This window comes from Vibrio sp. Vb1574 (assembly GCF_033338675.1).
On sequence record NZ_JAWOTC010000004.1, the window covers coordinates 229,410 to 248,061 of the forward strand.

The following is an 18,652-nucleotide window of genomic DNA, read 5'->3' on the forward strand; positions in this document are numbered from 1 at the left end:
GTCAAGAAAGGTTCAGGGAGAGAAATCATGCTTACGCTAAATTATTACGTCGAAATTTCGGCGACACCGCAACGAGTGTGGGAAGTGCTAACCGATGTTGAGTTGTATAAACGTTGGGCGCAAGCCTTTTCACCGCAGTCTCAATTTGAAGGAGCTTGGGAAGAAGGAGGTGGCATCACTTTTTTTGATCCAGATATGGGCGGGACAAGGGCGATCATAGATACGGTGCTACCCCTTCAAAAACTTGAATTTCATCATGTTGCCATTTTTAATCCGGATAATCGTCAACAACTCGATGCTGACCTAGCATCTAGGTGGATCGGATCGCGAGAGATCTACCAGATCGATACCAACAACGATCGTTTACTACTCAATGTTACCATTCATACTCACAATGACTTTGTTTCCATGTTTAATCACGGATGGGAAAAAGCCTTACCCTTGATAAAAGCCATTTGTGAAGAGCAAGCTTAGGGTTCTTGCTTATCTTGGGCTGACGATGCGTTGCCTGAAGGTATACAATAGCACGCAAGATAGCGCACCTAAGAGAGTGGATGATGGAATTTAAAGTTGATACCCATACACATACGTACGCCAGTGGTCACGCGTACAGTACCTTGATTGAAAATGCAAAGTTGGCAAAAGAGAACGGGCTGGATATGTTCTGCACGACCGATCACGCAGAATCAATGCCGGGTGCGCCTCATTACTGGTTCTTCTCGAACCAGAAAATTCTGCCTCGCTTTCTTGAAGGCGTTGCGATTATTCGTGGCGTTGAATCTAACATTATGAATACCGAAGGCGACATTGATATTCCACTGAGTGTGGACCGCAACTTAGATTGGGTGATCGCGAGTTTTCATGAACCCGTTTTTCGTCCTGCAAACAAGCAAACTCACACGGAAGCACTTGTTAATGTCATTCAGAGTGGTCGTATTGATGCGCTCGGTCATCTTGGTAATCCAAATTTCGACTTTGATTTTCAGACCGTTTTAGCGTGCGCGAAAGAGCACAATGTCGCGATTGAAATTAATAACACCACGCTGAAAGGCAACAGCCGAGTAGGCAGCGTAGACCGTTGCCACGAGATTGCACAAATCGGGAAAGATCTCGGTGTTTTCTTCACCACGGGCAGTGACGCGCATTTCTGTCACGATGTTGGTAATCTGGATTTGGTTGGAGAGTTAATGGACAAAGTGGGTATTGATAGCAAGAAAGTGATTACTCACACCGCTCAGCAGTTTTTGTCTTTCTTAGCTTTGAGAGGCCGTAAACCAATTGCAGAATATGACAGCATTCTCAACGCATAAACTTGATTACATTTAAGGTATGCACCCGACGCCAGATTGCTTTACACTGCGACCCGGAAATACTCAACTAAGCTAGTTTTTCGCCTCTTATGGCGTAGGTTATTTGGGTGAATAAAGCCGACACAGAATTCGGCACTATAAATGGAGAAGTGAAAAATGTTACGTCCTTTAGTCCTAGGGTGTGCGATTGCGTTTGGCTCAACATACGCAATGGCAGAAGCGGTTGATTTAAAACAAAACATGAAACAGATGAAGATGGAATTCAAACAGGCGGCAGAAGCATCTGATGTCGAAACCATGAAATCTGCGATTGATAGCTTGCAAGCGATTGTTGAACAATCTAAGCGTGGTAATTACCCACCAGAGAAGTTTGATACTTACTTAGAAGGCTTTAACAAGCTGACGGTAACGCTAGATAAGATTGAAGCGGATCTTGATGCGGGCAAGCTACAAGAAGCGAAAGACCAACTGCGTGAAATCGATAGCCTTCGTGAAGAGTACCACGACAAACGCAACCCAAGTATCTGGAGCAAACTGTTTAGCTAACCGTTTATCCAACTTGAAGAAATGACCATCAGCCTGCCATTTCGGCGGGCTTTTTTGCGCCTGTCAATCGATGCATTCAAGAAAACCTGTGAGGTAGCAACCACTTATTGATACTGTTTTTTGAGCTATCACTCAAAATTGGTTACGCTGTGTGAAATTTGTTAAGTCACCGTTATGCGTAGATTAATTCCTTTTTACCGCTCGATGTTATTTGCTAGTGCTCTCAGTTGGGTGCTAGTGACGCTGATGCCTGTTATCAATGCTCATGGTAACAGCATGGGCGTGTGGGCGACGCTATGTACGCTTAACGGATTTGAGTTGGTCCAAATAGAAGAGGGCGACAATTCGGTCAGCCACAAAGGCAAGCCTTGTCCGTTTAGCCACTTCTCGACTTTTCATCACGATACACTTCCAACGACACCGATACTTTCAAGACAGAGCTTGGTGACTTCTGACAGCTACGCTTATTTGGCTCTAAGTGTGCGATTTGAAACACCAGTTCCTCGAGCGCCGCCAGTTTCCCTTTTCTCATAACAAAAACAATTACAAGTAAATAAAGCCAACAACACTGCCACTTCGAGCAGTGGTACTCCCAAATCTAAGTCAATTAGCGCTGCATACGAATGCGTATGTGCAGGATGCGTTTGGCTCAATTTGGCTGTTCAACAATGAAAAAAGGAAAATACACATGTTGAGAAACTCGGCAAAGCCTCAACTCAAGGAAGCCTCACGCGCAAAATCCATCTACTTTATGACGTGGCGATGGCACTTCTACGCAGGTTTGTTCGTCATTCCATTTATGCTGATACTTTCCCTCACGGGGTTAGTGATGTTGTTTGATGATGAAATCGAACTGGCTCGATACGAAGCGACATTACAAGTTTCACCACAAGAGCAAATGGTTCCCGTCTCTGCACAATTAGAAACCGTAAAGCAGGCGTATCCCGATTTTAATGTCACTCAATTTGTACCTGCTAAAACGGCCGATATTGCCAACCGATTCTCGATTCAAAACCAAGAAGGCAGCTCGTTGATTGTTGCAGTAAATCCTTATACAGGAGACGTACAGGGCACCATTAATCGTGGTGACAGCATCTATGAACTGATGAACAGCATTCACGGCACCTTGCTCATCGGCGACCTAGGCGACCGTTTAATTGAAATCGCCGCAAGTCTGGGGATTTTACTGTTGGTGTCTGGTTTGTACCTTTGGTTACCTAGAGACAACGCCAGCCGCGCCGGCTTTTTGAAGATTCGCCTTAACAATGGCCCTCGAATTTTGATGCGTGACCTGCATGCGAATTTAGGTGGCGTGCTGTCGATTGTTCTGTTGTTCTTTTTGATTTCAGGTTTGTCGTGGGCAGGGATCTGGGGGGCGAAAATGGTGCAAGCTTGGAATACCTTCCCAACCTATTACACATGGGGTGAGAAACCGGAATCCACACTGACACATAAAGATCTTAACCATGGTGCATCAGAAGAGATGCCATGGAACTTAGAGCTTGCTGCTGTGCCAGAGTCGAAAGATAAGCCCGCTCATGATCATGCCAATATGAAGGAAGAGACGGCATACGCAGGCAACCATGATGCGCTCTCCATTGATGATATCATCCTCAAGGCTGAAATGTTGGGCTTCACTGGCTATAAGCTGTTTTTGCCACGCTCTGAGACGGGCGTTTACACCGTTGCAGCTAACTCTATGGGCGGCGATATTTCCGACCCAAGACAAGATCGCACCAGCCACTTTGACCAGTATTCCGGTCGCTTGTTGGTGGATGTAACGTGGCAAGATTACAGCCTATTTGCCAAGTTCATGGCGGCAGGTGTGTCATTGCATCAAGGTGATGTGAGTATATTGAACAAAGTACTCAACGTAGTGTTCTGTTTGGCGTTCATCTTAATCTCAATCACAGGTGTGGTGATGTGGTGGATTCGTAGACCAAGTCGCAGTGCCGCATTGGGCGCGCCACCTAAGTTTCAACAAGACAGTATTTGGAAGCTTGGCTTAGTAACGTTAGTGATATTGTGTCTCGCGTTCCCGATGGGCGGTTTGGCAATTGTTACGGTTCTCGCACTGGATTGGCTGTTGTTCAACCGCGTTGAGAAACTGAAAACGGCGTTGAATTAGTAACAGACAAAGAATGGAATAATAAAAGAGCCTGCGAAGTCGAAGTGCTGGCTCTTTTTATTTCTGGTAAATCTCCAGTGGCAAGCCATCTGGGTCTTGGAAGAAGGTAAAGGCTTTGCCTGTAAATTCGTCAATACGAATTGGCTCAACTTCAACGTCATTCGATTCTAGGTAGACTTTCACTTGCTCAACATCATCAACCAAAAAAGCGAGATGTCGCAGGCCTTGCGCTTCGGGAAAGCTCGGTCTCTCAGGGGCGCCCGGAAAGCTAAACAGTTCAACTTGACTGCCGTCAGGTAAAGCGAGGTCAAGCTTGTAGGAGTCTCTGGCTTCACGATAGTTCTCGGCAATGACTTTCAGTCCTAACACTTCAGTGTAAAAGCGTTTTGACTTTGGGTAATCGCTGCAAATGATCGCGACGTGATGAATGGCATTAAACATGGTTAGCCTCTTCAAGCATGGTTAGTATCCTCGGAGACTAAATGCTCCTTAACGAAGTCGATAAACACACGCAGACGAGCGGGCATGTATTTGGTTTGCGCATACTGCATCGCGATAGCGCCATGATAGTTACTCTTGATCATCCAATCCGGCAGAACCTCTACCACTTCTCCTTGCTCTAACGCGTCTTTGATCACGAAGTCATGGAAGATCCCAATTCCCAAGCCAGACTTAACCCCGTTCAAGCGCATTTGAGAATGGTTGACGGCGTAGCGTCCACTCACGGCAATGGAGTGGAACGCTTCTTCTTTAAAGAATGACCAGATGTTGTCTTTGTCGTTCTCGGCAAGATAAATGCAGTCGTGTTGCTCAAGCTCGGTTGGGTGCTCAGGCATACCGTGTTTGGTGAGGTAATCTGGAGAAGCACACAAAACAAGGTTGGTCTTGCTGATCTCTTTGAGGACCAGATTCTCATCGGGTTTGTCGGTGAGCTTAAATGCGACATCAATTCCTTGGCGGAACAGATCGATCTCACCATCTGCTGCACGCAGCTTAAGCTGTATATTTGGATAACGTTCTAGGAATGGCAACACAAACGGTTGAAGCACCGAATTAAGAAATGCTTCAGGGGCTGCTACTGTGAGTGCACCTGTTGGCTCAGCATGATCTTCCGCAGATAGCTCAACGGCTTGCTGCGCGGCATTCACCATTGCAATGCTTTGGTCATAAACCTTTTGTCCTGCTTGAGTGATGATCAACTTACGAGTCGTGCGCTCAAACAGTTTCACCGAGAGGGCTTGTTCCAACCGTGTGATCAACTTACTTAAAGCCGATGGCGTCACGCCGAGTTGTTTGGCTGCAGCGGTAAAACTGCCTTCGTTTACCACTAAGATAAACGAAGCAAGATCAGGAAGTAGGGCAATGAGTTTTGGATTAACCATAATTGTTCAGTTCTGCGCAGCGGAATAACGACATTGTCTGGTACGGTTTCACGAGGTTCAAGTGTCACCGTCTCGCTTTAACGATATTTTGCCAAAAATGCATTGAGCGCAGGCAAGCCAGATTCACCAGTATGGTATTGCTGCCAACAGTGATAAATGGCCGTTTCGTGGTCTGCAATTAACTCGATAGCTTCTCGCTCAGCGATTGAATACTGCTGTGAAGCTTTCACTTCTTCATGCCACTCTCGATACTTAACCTCATAAGGTTCTACCCACTTCAAAAGAGTCGCTACCAACTCTTGCCATGGTAAACCAATCCACTTGGTTGCGTCTGCCAAGCCTTTATCTAGCATCTCTTGGTGTCGACTTTCGATATCCATGCCATTTGTCAGCAGTACCGATTTGAGCTTTTCTGCGGTGAGTTCTTCCACTTCAATCAAGGTTTTCCACAGCGTTTGTTGTTCACTTTGGGTGTAATGGCTCAAGTAGTGGTTGAAAAAAGCGATGCCGTAGATTTCGCCATAGTAGGCAGACAGAACGTTATGAATCATGGTGAGAATCGTGATTTAAACAGGGAATATCGCATTGTAGGAGGGGAAAGTGCGAAGTGTAAATACCAAAATATACTCAAGTGACTTCAAGATACATGGTTCAGAGCGTTGTCACTGATTCCCTATTTATCGAAAGCAAGCAAGGAAAACAACGAAGCGTAATAGCGAGCTCTTTCCAAGTTGTTTGACGAAGAAATTGCTTCAGTGGCACGCTCCCGAAGGGCGAGTTGCCTTGGTTCGCATGCTTCGTTAACAATTTTCGATTTAGAACCACTAGATTTTCAAATTGTTGCCTCGCCTTCAAACCAAGTCATCCTCGCTGAACCAAGCATCTCGAGGTTACTTGAGTATAAATAAAAAAGTGCTGCTGACAGAATTCGAACAGAACTTGTGAGAATTTTATGAGAATTCGATGAAGTTGCTGATAGATTTGCTCGTCATTCTTAGAGGCAAGAACGCAAAACGTTCGAAACGTAATGCTTAACCTACTCAAGTCACGAACAAAGAAGTAAAGCCGTACACATGGGCTTGGGTAGTTCAACCCTCATTAAAGGATGGAATCACAATGAAAAAACGTACCCAACTCGGACTCGTCATGACTTCAGTCGCAATGGCATTAGGCTCTGCATCAGTGAATGCGGCGGAATTGGAAATCACCGTGACAAACGCAACCAAAGGCATCTACTTTACGCCACTTATTGTTGCTGCACATGGCTCTGATCTTCAAATGTTCAGAACGGGTCAAGCAGCAACGCCAGAACTAGAAGCAATGGCAGAAGGCGGTGATATCTCTGGGCTTGCTAGTGTGATTGGTAACGCTGGTGGTGCGGTGGTTGAGAACCCTGCTGGTGGCATTTTGAATCCAGGCGTTGCAACCACCTTCACCTTGGACAGTGGCGACCACGGTTATCTTTCTCTGAGCGCGATGTTGTTGCCAACCAACGATGGCTTTGTCGGTCTAGACAGCTGGAAGATTCCAACGGAAGCGGGTACATACCGAGCAACGCTAAGAAGTTACGATGCCGGAACAGAAGCGAACGATGAACTTGCGTCTAGCATGCCAAACCCACCTTTCATTACCTTTGGTACTGGCGGCACAGGCGTTGAAGCAACAGTAACTAACGATAAAGTTCACGTGCATCCGGGTAACCTTGGTGATAGCGATCCAACTGGCGGCATCAGTGACTTAGACAGCAGTAGTCATCGTTGGTTAAACCCAGTCGCAACCATCACAATCGTTGTGAAGTAAGGGGGGTGTATGAAATACAGAATCTTACTAGTAGCAGCTTCAGTCGGCTTGCTCGCCGGTTGTCCAAGCGATGATGATAATGACGTAGTGAAATCGTACCGCTACACCGTCAACGTTGCGAACTTGACTGCGAATCAACCTATGTCTCCGCTTGCTGTACTCACTCACAATGGTGACTACCAATTGTTTGAAATTGGACAAGCCGCATCCGTTGAACTTGAGCACCTTGCCGAAGGCGGGAGTAACAATGAGCTGATTGAGTTGATGAACAGCAATGACAGTGTTTACCAAGGTATTTCGGGCAATGGATTGGTGTTGCCGGGTGCATCGGACGAAGTCACCATCACGGTTGACCCTAGTCGTTACGGTTACTTGTCTGTGGCGTCTATGTTTGTGAATACCAATGATGCCTTTGTTGGCGAAACGGGGCTATCGCTCAAATCGCTCGCGGTGGGTGAAAGCTATGAAATGAGCATGAACGTTTGGGATTCCGGCACGGAACTGAATGATGAGCTTGCCGAAACCATTCCGGGCCCAGCAGGTGGCGGTGAGGGCTTCAATGCCGCTCGTAATGACAGCAGTGACGTTGTTGCATTCCATGCGGGTGTTGTTAGCCAAGATGATGGATTAGCAAACTCAGCACTCTCTGCGAACCATCGTTTCTTGAACCCAGGTGCGAAAGTCACCATCACTCGAGTCGAGTAACACAGGCTCCGATGACGTCTCCTTTCCAAAGCGCTTGTAGCCGAGCGCTTTATCCCTCATGGCGTCATCGGAACCTTTTTTGAAAGAATTTCTAATTTGTTCCGGTCATGTGCAAAGTGAGGATACTCGAAGGCAAGGAAAGGACCATGGAACAACAGGCAATCAATTTAGTCGCGAACATCTTGTTGGTGGAAGATGACGATGATTTGGCAGAACTGGTTCAGATGCATCTCAAGTTTCAAGGACACCAAGTGTCGCGAGCCACAAATGTCGCCGATGCTAAAACGCAATACCAGCAACAACCCTTTGATTTATTGATCCTTGACCGAGGTTTACCAGATGGTGATGGTCTAGACATTTGCCATTATTTGCGTCAGCAACAAGATTGGAGCCCAGTGCTCATGCTGACAGCCAGAGACGGTGAAATGGACAAGGTTGACGGTTTAGAAGCGGGCGTTGATGACTACATCACTAAGCCATTTAGCGTATTAGAATTCCAAGCACGAGTGCGAAACGTGCTACGCAGAGTCAGCCAAACCGCAGAAGCAAAGGTGGTAAATGAAGTCCTCGACGATGCGATGGATTTTGGTCCGCTGAGAATCATTCCGGAGTTGCACCAAGTATCCCTAAACGACAAAGACGTCACTCTTACCGCGACAGAGTTTACTTTGCTGCAGTTTCTCGCGACTCGTCCGGGCAGAGTCTACAGTAAAGATGAATTGCTCGATCACGTTTGGAACACCAGTCATTCTGGTTATCACCACACTGTGTGTAGCACCATTAACCGTTTACGCAGCAAGTTGTCGTTGTCTGATTCTGATCATCACTTCATTCAAACTGTTTGGGGTGTTGGATATAAGTTTCAGCCAAGACACTAATGCAAGAAAGTAAGTCAAAACATCAAACCAGACAGTAAGTCGGCAGTTGTTTTCACCGTCATTTTTCAATCATCACGGGTGTTGCAAAAACACCGCTGTTTAAGGAGGCGATAGGATGAGCTTCAAATCTCGCTTGGTAGTATTTACTAGCTTGTGGTTCTGCTTCGCGGCGGTGGTGATTGCACTGACTTACAATTGGCAAAAAGAAACCATTGAGTTACGCACTAAGCAAAGCCTGCATAAAGAGCTAGCTAGCCACATGCGTGACGATAATCCGCTGATGATCGGGACGGATTACAACCCTAAAGCACTCAAGTCGATCTTTCACACGCTCATGCTGATCGGCCCTGATTTTGAAATCTACTTCCTCGATAGCCAAGGCAATATCACCACCCATGCAGCACCGGAAGGGGCGGAGATCATGGGGAAGGTGGATCTCAATCCCATTAAGCAATTCTTAAATGACCAACCTTTTCCTATTTTGGGTGAAGACCCACGTAATCGTGGTGAGCACAAAGTCTTTTCTGTCGCTGCGATAGAAGAATTAGGCTCGACGATCGGTTATCTCTACGTGGTGATTGGCAGTACCCGACATGACGCCATTGCCAATGCTCAAGTCGATACTCCTTACATCGCGCTGGCAGGATTGGTCTTAGTGTCCATTTTAGGCTTTGCTCTTGGAGCTTATGTGCTGGTCAAACGTAGCCTATTGAATCCGATTGAGCGCGTGACCAAGCAACTTCAACAGCAAGCTGAACATGATTTCCGCCTGCAACCTGATTTTACTCACCAAGTGCCAGAGCTTGTGCCGATTGCGCACTCTTATCAGATGATGGCGAAGCACATTCAGCAGCAGTTTTTACAGTTGGAGTATCAATCGTCTCATCGTCGTCAAAGCTTGTTGCAGCTTAGTCATGATTTAAAAACGCCGTTATCGAGTGTGCTTGGCTATTTGGAAACGTGGCGTTTGCAACATCCGGAATCTGATCCTTTGATTGATGTCGCTTTCCGAAATTGTGAGAAGCTCTCAACTCAATTACATTCTTTGTTAGACGCCGCGCGCAAAGAAGCTCCAATGCCAAATTACGAGTACCGCCCCGTAGATCTTGGCGTGTTGATGGCAGAATGTGCCGAAACGATGCAGAGCCAGTTTTCTCGTAAAGAAGTGGTGTTGAAAGTGGATATCGATAGCGAAATCCAAACCGTGGGTGATAAAGGTCTTTTAGAGCGGTTGGTGCTTAACTTGCTTGAAAATGCATTGCGCCACAGCCCAATCGGCTCGGAAGTGCATTGCCAAGCGCATTTGAGTGAGGATAAGTCACGTATCCACTTTACCTTCGTCAATCACATCGAGGAAGAAGCGGAGGGCGGTTTTTTGGGGATCGGGACGAAGATTGTTCAATCGATCTTAATGCTTCACCACAGCTATCTTGAGACCAATGCAACCTCCTCTCAGTATCAACAGAAGTTCACACTTCTCGCAATTTAAAGAGAAGTGTGAGACATAAAGTTAATGTTTATTCAATAACACCACATACGACGCGAGCGCCACCACCACCTAGCTTATTTGGGTGATCGGAGTGATTGTCACCACCTGCATGGATCATTAACGCTCGACCTTTTAAATCCGATAATTTTAGGCGAGGAGCGACAACGGGCTGATTGGCATTGCCGTCCATGTCCACATAGAGTGGAGGCAAGTCGCCTAAATGATTGTCATCGGTCCAAGGATAGCCATGCTTCCCTGTGTTGTTAGGATCATAATGGCCACCTGCTGCGCCGCCTAATACGGTTTTGTCATCCTTTTCTATGCTATCGCAAGATGGATTAGTGTGAACATGGAAACCGTGCACACCTGCTGACAAACCTGATAATTGAGGCGTAAAAACAACGCCATAATCACTTTGTGAAATCTCAATGGTACCCGCACTCTCATTGGTGTTGAGAGCAGTCATTTCTACCGTTTTTGCTAGCGCGTTAGGGGCGGCGACAAGAGCGGATGCAACTGAAATGCATAGCAATCCTTTTAACATGGGACCTCCTTCTTTTAGGGTGTACGCTCAAGCACATATTAGTGAAAACCTGTTTTACTTATGTATGTTGAGCGGTGAGTTTATGTCATAGAGTGATGTGTATCACTTTATGGTCTTAAACTGATATCTCGATCCGAAATCAGCTTTCTTTTATTTAGTCTTAACATATTGAGATCGTTAAGATATAAAAAGAATAGACGCCAATCTTAAAATAGCCTGAATATTTTTAAATTAACGCAAAGTTAAATTTTTAATGACTTTATAACAAAGCTCATAATTGTTTTATAAAGAATTTGGTGGAATTGTCCGCAATAAAGAATAGTCAAATTAACGAATATATTAATGTGAACATTGTTGTTTATAGATTTGTGGTCAAACTGTTGCTTATATCATCAAATAAGATAAAAAATTGGAACTAAAGTCACTTAATGGCAGAGGAAAAAATTAAACTCTGATTGTAATGGGTAATAATGTTTTAGTAACAGATAGTTACGCACTTAAAATTAATAATATGGCTAATTTCCGACAAGGATTGAAAAAGATGAAAGACAAGGAATCTATTCAGACTAATAGCAGCCGCCGTAATTTTCTGAAAGGCGCAACAGGAGCTGTTGTTGCTGGTGTGAGTGCTTCCGCTTTCTCAGGCGTAGCTCAAGCACGAGAACAGAAAATTGATTGGAGCAGCCGCGGGCTAGGTAGAAAACACGATAAGCGCTTCTGGCGTAAAGTGCGAAGGCAGTTCGTTTTGGACAAACGAACCACTTACATGAACATTGGTACAACAGGTTCAATGCCAAAACATGTTCTTGAAGATTACGAGCATAACAACAAGCTGGTGGCTAAATATCCTTGGGATATGAAAGGCAAATTTGGCTCTTGGCCGTATGTTTCTGAGATGGTTAAAGACGTCGCACCAGGTTTTGGTGCTAACCCAGAAGAGATCATTCTCAGCCGCAACACTACTGATGGCTTATGCTCGATCATTAATGGCTTACACTTTGAACCAGGTGATGTGATTCTAACGACACACCATGAACATATTGCTGCAACATCACCTATGAACGTAGCGAAACATCGTTTTGGTGTGGATGTGGTAGAAATTCAACTACCAGTATTTACTGGTACTGAAAACGTTTCTGAGCAAGATTACATTCAAGCGTTCCGAGACGCGCTTGATGCGAATCAAAACGTTCGCCTAATTGTTTTCTCTCATATCACATACAAAACAGGAACCGCGCTACCAGCAAAAGCCATTTGTGCTTTAGCAAAAGAGTATGGTGTGCCTACTCTTGTTGATGGCGCGCATACGGTCGGTATGTTTGACCTTGATTTCCACGATATGGATTGTGATTTCTATGCAGGATCTGGTCATAAGTGGCAGTGTGGTCCGGGCGCGACAGGTATTCTGTATGTTCGTGATAATGGTAACCGTTTGAATGAGTATTGGAGTGACCGAGAGAACCCGTTATGGTTGATCAACTCCTCACTTTCTCATGCTGATTACCTGGGTAAACAGCTGCAAATGCAATACATTGGTAACGATAACTATCCTGCGAAACAAGCACTAGTTGATAGTTGCAAAATGTGGGATGAGATTGGTCGAGACCGTATCGAAGAGCGAGTTGTAAGCCTTGGTAGTTTATGTAAAACCTTGCTTCAAGAGTACTTACCACAAGCCAAAATGTATTCACCAAACGTGGAAGGCTTAACCAGTGGCTTAACGACGGTTAATCCGTTCTCCGATGTAACTAATGAAGAGATACTGACGGAATTCCGAGATCGTTTACGTGAAGAGTATGGTTACATCATCCGTACGACTAGCTTTAAGCTGCATAAGGATGATGACTTTGATACTTACGCGCTGCGTATCTCTACACATTTGTTCCATGACGAACAAGATGTGGAAGGGCTCGTAGTGGCGATGACGAATTTGTATTACTCGTCGTTCTAACATCGTTGTTTATCACTCAAGCGCCCATTATTGGGCGCTTTGTGAAAGGTAAGGATATTATTATGTCAGTCATAACATTCAAAAGAACTTTAGCGACGGTGGCGCTCATGGTTACCTCTGTTGCGTCGTCTGCCGCTTGGTCAGACGATTTACAACAAATCCGTGAACGCGGTGTACTGCGTCACATTGGTGTCCCGTACGCTAACTTTGTCTCCTATATTGAACAAGGTGAAGTGGAAACTTTGACTGGCTTGGATGTAGAGATAATAAAAGGTTTTGCCAAGTCGTTAGGTGTTCAGTACCAGTATGTTCCAGCACAGTGGAGCGACGTGGTTGGTAAGTTGACAGGGCAAAATGTGCAATATCACAACAAGCAGGCTGTTGTCGGAGAAAGTGTTCCAATTGAAGGCGATTTGATCGCAAATGGCGTTACTATTCTTGATTGGCGCTCTGAGGTTGTCGATTTTTCACAAGATTATTTTCCTTCAGGTGTATGGTTGGTTTCCAGATCCGACTCTAGTCTGAGCCCGATTAAACCAAGTGGGTCGGTCGATGAAGATGTTAAAAACGTCAAGCAGCTGATCGATGGTCGCGAAGTGTTAGCTTTAGAACATTCTTGCTTGGATCCTAACCTTTATGACTTATATGACACAGGTGCAAAAGTTATATTACCTGATGGGGCGCGTCTCCTTAATGAGATGGTTCCAGCGATAATGAAAAATGATGCGGAAAGCACATTATTAGATGTTGCGGATACGCTAATTGCCCTCGAAAAATGGCCGGGTGAAATAAAAGTCATTGGCCCTATATCTGAAAATCAAAAAATGGCTGTTGCATTTCGTAAAAATTCCCCTGAATTACGCAAAGCATTTGATCGTTATTTAGACTCGATAAAAAAAGACGGTTCATACGAAAAACTAGTAAAAAAATACTATCCATCTATTTACTACTTTTATAACGATTACTTTATAGAAGATAAAAAGAAAGTCCGATGAATAAGGCCGTTAAAAAATTTTCCAGTAAAAGATTTATTACAATAAGCGCAATATTAGTTTCAATTTACTTAGCTATGCTTATTACTGTGACTAGCGTAGGTCAAAATAAATTAAAAGAATCTCAATACAGAGAACTAGATTTAAAAGTAAAAAGTTATGCAAGCACACTCGATAATTTATTTACCATAGCGAGTGAAGATGTTGATAATCTAGCTACAGATAAAACAATACAAACATTCTTTGGTAATTTAGCTTCTGGCATGTCAATGGAGTATGGATTAGGTGCCAGTCTAATTAATTTAAAGCGTCGCTTCGATGAGAAGATAGACAGTAAGCTAATTAATAGCAGCCAAATCTATAAGAAGCTCACGCTGGTAGGCAGTGATGGAGTCACCATTGTCACCACTGGATCTGAAAACCTTGCCGAGCACAAAATGGACATACAAACCTTAATGACTCAACACGGGCATCCCGAAGAGGTTTGTGCGACGCGATACAATGATGACGTTCGCATTCAAGTCATTAAGCAAGTTAAGTTCTCCGGAAAGCCTGTTGCCTTTTTAATTGCCGATCTTAATAAGAATATTGTTATTGACCAACTTACTAACCAAGAACACGAAGATAGTTATAGCCGAATGGTGCTAAAAATAAAAGACGTGGAAATGGTTGTATGGGATACCATAAATAAAACCCCTTCTCACAATAAGGATGAGAACTATTTCGTTTCTGAGGCTATAGACGGAAAAATTTACTTTGAAGTGCCTGTGGATAAACATCACTTCAAATTGATGGCGTGGTTCGAGCCTTTGAGTGAACGAGATATATTTACATCACGGCTCTTTATTATTGGTTTGAGTATTCTCGCCGTTATGATCGTCATTGCTTTATGTTATGCATTCATCACGAACAATAATAGGATTGAATTGAAAATTAAGCTTGAGGAAGAAAAAAAGCGTAAAGATATTCTTTCTAAACAGAATAAAAAATTAACGAACGAAATTGAACGTCGAAAAGCGTCTGAAAAAGAACTCGCCTTCCAAGCTAAATATGACACATTAACCAATTTACCTAATCGTAGTTATGGTTCCGAGCGATTGGCTTTGGAGTTAATTAGGGCATCGCGTAGTGGGTCTAAAGTTTTGGTGATGTTCATCGACTTAGACCACTTTAAGCAGATTAACGATTCAATGGGACACTTTGTTGGGGATGAAATCCTTAAACTCAGTGCTCAGCGACTGTATCAAGTCGCAAGAAAAACAGACTTATTGGCGAGAATTGGTGGGGATGAGTTTTTACTCGTCATCCCAGACTTGCCTGATAATGATACTGCAAAGCGAGTTGCTTCAAGTGTGCTTTCGGCGTTTAACGATCCGTTTGTTTGGAACAACCATGAATTCTTCTTGAGTAGCAGCGTTGGAATGTCTGTGTTCCCGGATGACGGAGACAACGCTGAGCAGCTCCTTGCATGTGCTGATATGGCAATGTATCGGGCGAAACAAGATGGGCGTGATGGCTTTTGTTTTTATAACCATAATATGAACCAAGATTTGCAACGCTATTTGGATCTGGAAAATCGTCTGAGAAGTGCGATCTCCAATCAGTTGTTAGAACTGTATTATCAGCCAATTATTGAGCTGAGTAGTGGTAAAATCGTAGGGGCAGAAGCGCTAATGCGTTGGAATGATGACAAGTACGGATTCGTAAACCCTGAAGAGTTTATCTCTATTGCAGAGAAAAATGGTTTAATTCATCAAATTGGTGAGTTTGCTATTCAACAAGCGTGTCGACAAGCGGCACAATGGCAAAGTCTGACTCCGTTGTTTGTTTCTGTAAACTTTTCTAGTGTTCAATTTAGGTACTGCGAGCGCTTACTTACGTTTATTAAACACAGCCTTGAGGAGTCTGGTCTTCCGTCAAATAAGTTCGATATTGAAGTGACAGAAAGTCTCCTCTTCAATCACGATTCTGAGCTATTAGACATGCTTAATAACTTACGAGCGTTAGGCACCAAACTTACTATTGATGATTTTGGTACTGGTTATTCTGCGCTGAGTTACTTGCAGAAGTTTCCGTTCGACCGCTTAAAGATTGATCGTAGCTTTATGCAAAATATGTTCGAGAACGACTCAGACCGCGAGCTTGTCAACGTAATCATAGCAATGGCGAAAGCGCTGGATCTTAAGATCGTCGCAGAAGGCATCGAAGAACAGCGTCATGTGGATTACCTGAAAAACCTAAACTGTGAGTTCGGACAAGGTTTCCACTATAGCCGACCATTACCTGCTAAGGACTTTGAAGCACTTTTGGCTAAGCCTACCTGGCTATAATTCCTTTTATAACAACCTCATAGAAAAGCATTAATTGAATTTGTGCCTAGGATTCATTAATGCTTTTCCACCTTAAGGTATAATCCTTCCTCCTTCCTTGAATTACACTACAATTAATTGATGAGTGATAGCCCGTGACGCCCGTCACATAAAGGCTCAACCTAATTCTAAACGAGTAAATACTCGCCAAAATAACTAGGAAGGAATTTCAAATGTCTTCTGCATTCTACCAACAGATTCAGCAGCAAATCGAAGAAGTAAAGGCGGAAGGCCTTTACAAATCAGAGCGTGTCATTACGTCTCAACAGCAAGCGGCTGTTAAAATCTCTACTGGTGAAGAAGTACTAAACTTCTGTGCGAACAACTACCTTGGCCTTGCCAACCACCCGGCACTTATCGAAGCGGGTAAAGCAGGCATGGACGAGCACGGCTTTGGTATGGCTTCAGTACGTTTTATCTGTGGTACGCAAGACATCCACAAAGAGCTTGAGCAGAAGCTTTCTAAGTTCCTAGGTAAAGAAGATACGATTCTTTACACATCATGTTTCGACGCAAACGCGGGCCTATTTGAAACTATTCTAGGTAAAGAAGACGCAATCATCTCTGACGCTTTAAACCACGCGTCAATCATCGACGGTGTTCGTCTATGTAAAGCGATGCGTTTCCGCTACTCAAACAACAACATGGAAGAGCTAGAGCAACAACTGATCGCTGCGAAAGAAGCAGGTGCTCGCCACATTCTTATCGTAACGGACGGTGTGTTCTCAATGGACGGCGTAGTAGCAAACCTTCCGGCTATCTGTGACCTAGCAGAGAAGTACGGCGCATTGACTATGGTTGATGACTCTCACGCTGTTGGCTTCATGGGCAAAACAGGTGCAGGTACGCACGAGCACCACAACGTGGTTGACCGTATCGACATCATCACTGGTACGCTAGGCAAAGCAATGGGTGGCGCTTCAGGCGGTTACACATCTGGTAAAGCGGAAGTGATTGACTGGCTACGTCAGCGTTCTCGTCCATACCTATTCTCTAACTCTGTTGCACCAGCAATCGTAAGCGCTTCTATCCGCGTTCTAGATCTACTAGAAGAGAGCGGTGACCTACGTGATCGTCTATGGGAAAACGCAGCACACTTCCGTACTCGCATGGAAGACGCTGGTTTCACAATGGGTGGTGCGGACCACGCAATCATTCCAATCATGCTTGGTGACGCAAAAGTAGCAGCAGAATTCGCAGAGCGCGCTCTAGAGAAAGGCATCTACGTAATCGGCTTCTCATTCCCTGTTGTACCAAAAGGTCAAGCGCGTATCCGTACTCAAATGTCTGCGGCGCACTCTCGTGAGCAACTAGACCGTGCAATCGACGCGTTCATCCAAGTCGGTAAGGACATGGGTCTTATTTAAGATTCTAGGCCTTAGACAATAGGGCCTTTAATTAAGGTTACATTATGAAAATTAAAGCATTATCAAAGCTAAAGCCTGAAGAAGGCATCTGGATGACTGAGGTTGATAAACCTGAAGTTGGCCATAACGACATTCTGATCAAAATTAAGAAAACCGCTATCTGTGGTACAGACGTACACATCTACAATTGGGACGAGTGGTCACAAAAGACAATTCCAGTGCCTATGGTTGTCGGTCACGAATACGTGGGTGAAGTGGTTGCGATTGGTCAGGAAGTTCGTGGCTTTGAAATCGGTGACCGCGTATCTGGCGAAGGTCACATCACGTGTGGTCATTGTCGTAACTGTCGTGGCGGCCGTACTCACCTATGTCGTAACACGATTGGTGTGGGCGTTAACCGCGAAGGTGCATTCGCAGAATACCTAGTGATCCCAGCGTTCAACGCGTTCAAGATCCCTGAAGGCATCTCTGACGATCTAGCGTCTATCTTTGACCCGTTTGGTAACGCAGTACACACAGCACTTTCTTTCGACCTAGTAGGCGAAGACGTGCTTATCACAGGTGCTGGCCCAATCGGTATCATGGCAGCAGCGGTTGCTAAACACGTTGGTGCTCGCCACGTAGTGATCACAGACGTGAACGAATACCGTCTAGAACTTGCTCGTAAGATGGGTGTAACACGCGCAGTAAACGTGGCTGAAGAGAAGCTAGAAGACGTAATGGCTGAGCTAGGCATGACAGAAGGCTTCGACGTTGGTCTAGAAATGTCTGGTAATCCAGCAGCATTCAACTCAATGCTAACCACAATGAACCACGGTGGTCGCATTGCACTACTAGGTATTCCACCGTCAGACATGGGTATCGACTGGAACCAAGTTATCTTCAAAGGCTTGGTGATCAAAGGTATCTACGGTCGCGAAATGTTCGAAACTTGGTACAAGATGGCTTCACTGATCCAATCTGGTCTGGATCTATCGCCAATCATCACGCACCACTACAAGATTGATGACTTCCAAGAAGGCTTCGATGTAATGCGCAGCGGTATGTCAGGCAAAGTTATTCTTGATTGGGAATAACTTATTAAAGTAAGAAATGCGCTCCTTTTTGGGGCGCATTTTTGTTTTCAGCCCTAAACCACCTACTTCAGTAGGTGGTTATCATCCGTTTCGGCTTTGCCTGTAAAACTACTCA

Annotated in this window: 18 protein-coding genes; 14 read left to right on the forward strand and 4 right to left on the reverse strand. The window is 44.7% G+C overall.

The genetic code is table 11. From position 1 onward, the window contains the following. The first annotated feature begins 27 nt into the window (after positions 1-27). From R7O12_RS05140 to R7O12_RS05160, 5 genes are all read left to right on the forward strand, one after another. Positions 28-474 (forward strand): SRPBCC family protein, encoded by a 447-nt coding sequence (locus tag R7O12_RS05140; protein WP_170889967.1) that lies wholly within the window; start codon positions 28-30, stop codon positions 472-474. An 83-nt stretch (positions 475-557) separates the two neighbouring features. Next, on the forward strand, positions 558-1,310 hold the full coding sequence (locus tag R7O12_RS05145; RefSeq protein WP_005375066.1) for a phosphatase: 753 nt from the start codon (positions 558-560) through the stop codon (positions 1,308-1,310). A gap of 156 nt (positions 1,311-1,466) precedes the next feature. Then, a complete protein-coding gene (locus tag R7O12_RS05150; protein WP_225491626.1) occupies positions 1,467-1,856 on the forward strand; it encodes a cytochrome b562 in 390 nt (129 codons plus the stop codon). A gap of 174 nt (positions 1,857-2,030) precedes the next feature. Next, complete coding sequence (locus R7O12_RS05155; RefSeq protein ID WP_080276971.1) at positions 2,031-2,390, forward strand: hypothetical protein; 360 nt, start codon at positions 2,031-2,033, stop codon at positions 2,388-2,390. Between the two features lie 154 nt (positions 2,391-2,544). Next, entirely contained in the window at positions 2,545-3,984 is a 1,440-nt protein-coding gene (locus R7O12_RS05160; RefSeq protein WP_149192481.1) for a PepSY-associated TM helix domain-containing protein, read from the forward strand. A 57-nt stretch (positions 3,985-4,041) separates the two neighbouring features. Here the strand turns inward: R7O12_RS05160 and R7O12_RS05165 are convergent, their stop codons facing one another. The 3 genes from R7O12_RS05165 to R7O12_RS05175 form a co-directional block, all read right to left on the reverse strand. Continuing rightward, positions 4,042-4,425, reverse strand: coding sequence for a VOC family protein (locus R7O12_RS05165; protein WP_161445704.1), 384 nt, complete (start codon positions 4,423-4,425; stop codon positions 4,042-4,044). 11 nt (positions 4,426-4,436) lie between these two features. Beyond that, a complete protein-coding gene (locus tag R7O12_RS05170; RefSeq protein WP_042601221.1) occupies positions 4,437-5,366 on the reverse strand; it encodes a LysR family transcriptional regulator in 930 nt (309 codons plus the stop codon). Between the two features lie 77 nt (positions 5,367-5,443). Beyond that, the gene (locus R7O12_RS05175; RefSeq protein WP_161445705.1) at positions 5,444-5,917 is read right to left on the reverse strand and encodes a hypothetical protein; all 474 of its coding nucleotides are present in this window, start codon (positions 5,915-5,917) and stop codon (positions 5,444-5,446) included. Between the two features lie 565 nt (positions 5,918-6,482). Between R7O12_RS05175 and R7O12_RS05180 the strand changes: the two genes are divergently transcribed. From R7O12_RS05180 to R7O12_RS05195, 4 genes are all read left to right on the forward strand, one after another. Next, the gene (locus R7O12_RS05180) at positions 6,483-7,166 is read left to right on the forward strand and encodes a spondin domain-containing protein (protein WP_005384002.1); all 684 of its coding nucleotides are present in this window, start codon (positions 6,483-6,485) and stop codon (positions 7,164-7,166) included. A gap of 9 nt (positions 7,167-7,175) precedes the next feature. Further along, complete coding sequence (locus R7O12_RS05185) at positions 7,176-7,871, forward strand: spondin domain-containing protein (protein ID WP_213910492.1); 696 nt, start codon at positions 7,176-7,178, stop codon at positions 7,869-7,871. Between the two features lie 146 nt (positions 7,872-8,017). Next, positions 8,018-8,749, forward strand: coding sequence for a response regulator transcription factor (locus tag R7O12_RS05190; RefSeq protein WP_171344182.1), 732 nt, complete (start codon positions 8,018-8,020; stop codon positions 8,747-8,749). 115 nt (positions 8,750-8,864) lie between these two features. Then, on the forward strand, positions 8,865-10,238 hold the full coding sequence (locus R7O12_RS05195) for a HAMP domain-containing sensor histidine kinase (protein WP_318103719.1): 1,374 nt from the start codon (positions 8,865-8,867) through the stop codon (positions 10,236-10,238). A 28-nt stretch (positions 10,239-10,266) separates the two neighbouring features. On the opposite strand, the gene R7O12_RS05200 is transcribed toward R7O12_RS05195, so the two are convergent. After that, a complete protein-coding gene (locus R7O12_RS05200; protein ID WP_017635497.1) occupies positions 10,267-10,782 on the reverse strand; it encodes a superoxide dismutase family protein in 516 nt (171 codons plus the stop codon). 541 nt (positions 10,783-11,323) lie between these two features. Between R7O12_RS05200 and R7O12_RS05205 the strand changes: the two genes are divergently transcribed. The 5 genes from R7O12_RS05205 to tdh all read left to right on the forward strand — a co-directional run bounded on the left by R7O12_RS05205 (position 11,324) and on the right by tdh (position 18,537). Next, positions 11,324-12,733, forward strand: coding sequence for an aminotransferase class V-fold PLP-dependent enzyme (locus tag R7O12_RS05205; RefSeq protein WP_005375092.1), 1,410 nt, complete (start codon positions 11,324-11,326; stop codon positions 12,731-12,733). A 62-nt stretch (positions 12,734-12,795) separates the two neighbouring features. Then, positions 12,796-13,728 carry a transporter substrate-binding domain-containing protein gene (locus tag R7O12_RS05210; RefSeq protein WP_005375093.1) on the forward strand — a complete coding sequence of 311 codons (933 nt, stop codon included), beginning with the start codon at positions 12,796-12,798 and terminating at the stop codon, positions 13,726-13,728. Next, entirely contained in the window at positions 13,725-16,055 is a 2,331-nt protein-coding gene (locus R7O12_RS05215; RefSeq protein WP_053307924.1) for a putative bifunctional diguanylate cyclase/phosphodiesterase, read from the forward strand. The genes R7O12_RS05210 and R7O12_RS05215 overlap by 4 nt, the downstream gene beginning before the upstream one ends. Before the next feature lie 212 nt (positions 16,056-16,267). Beyond that, positions 16,268-17,461, forward strand: coding sequence for a glycine C-acetyltransferase (locus R7O12_RS05220; RefSeq protein WP_005375095.1), 1,194 nt, complete (start codon positions 16,268-16,270; stop codon positions 17,459-17,461). A 44-nt stretch (positions 17,462-17,505) separates the two neighbouring features. Continuing rightward, complete coding sequence (gene tdh / locus R7O12_RS05225) at positions 17,506-18,537, forward strand: L-threonine 3-dehydrogenase (protein ID WP_005383983.1); 1,032 nt, start codon at positions 17,506-17,508, stop codon at positions 18,535-18,537. Positions 18,538-18,652: the final 115 nt, after the last annotated feature.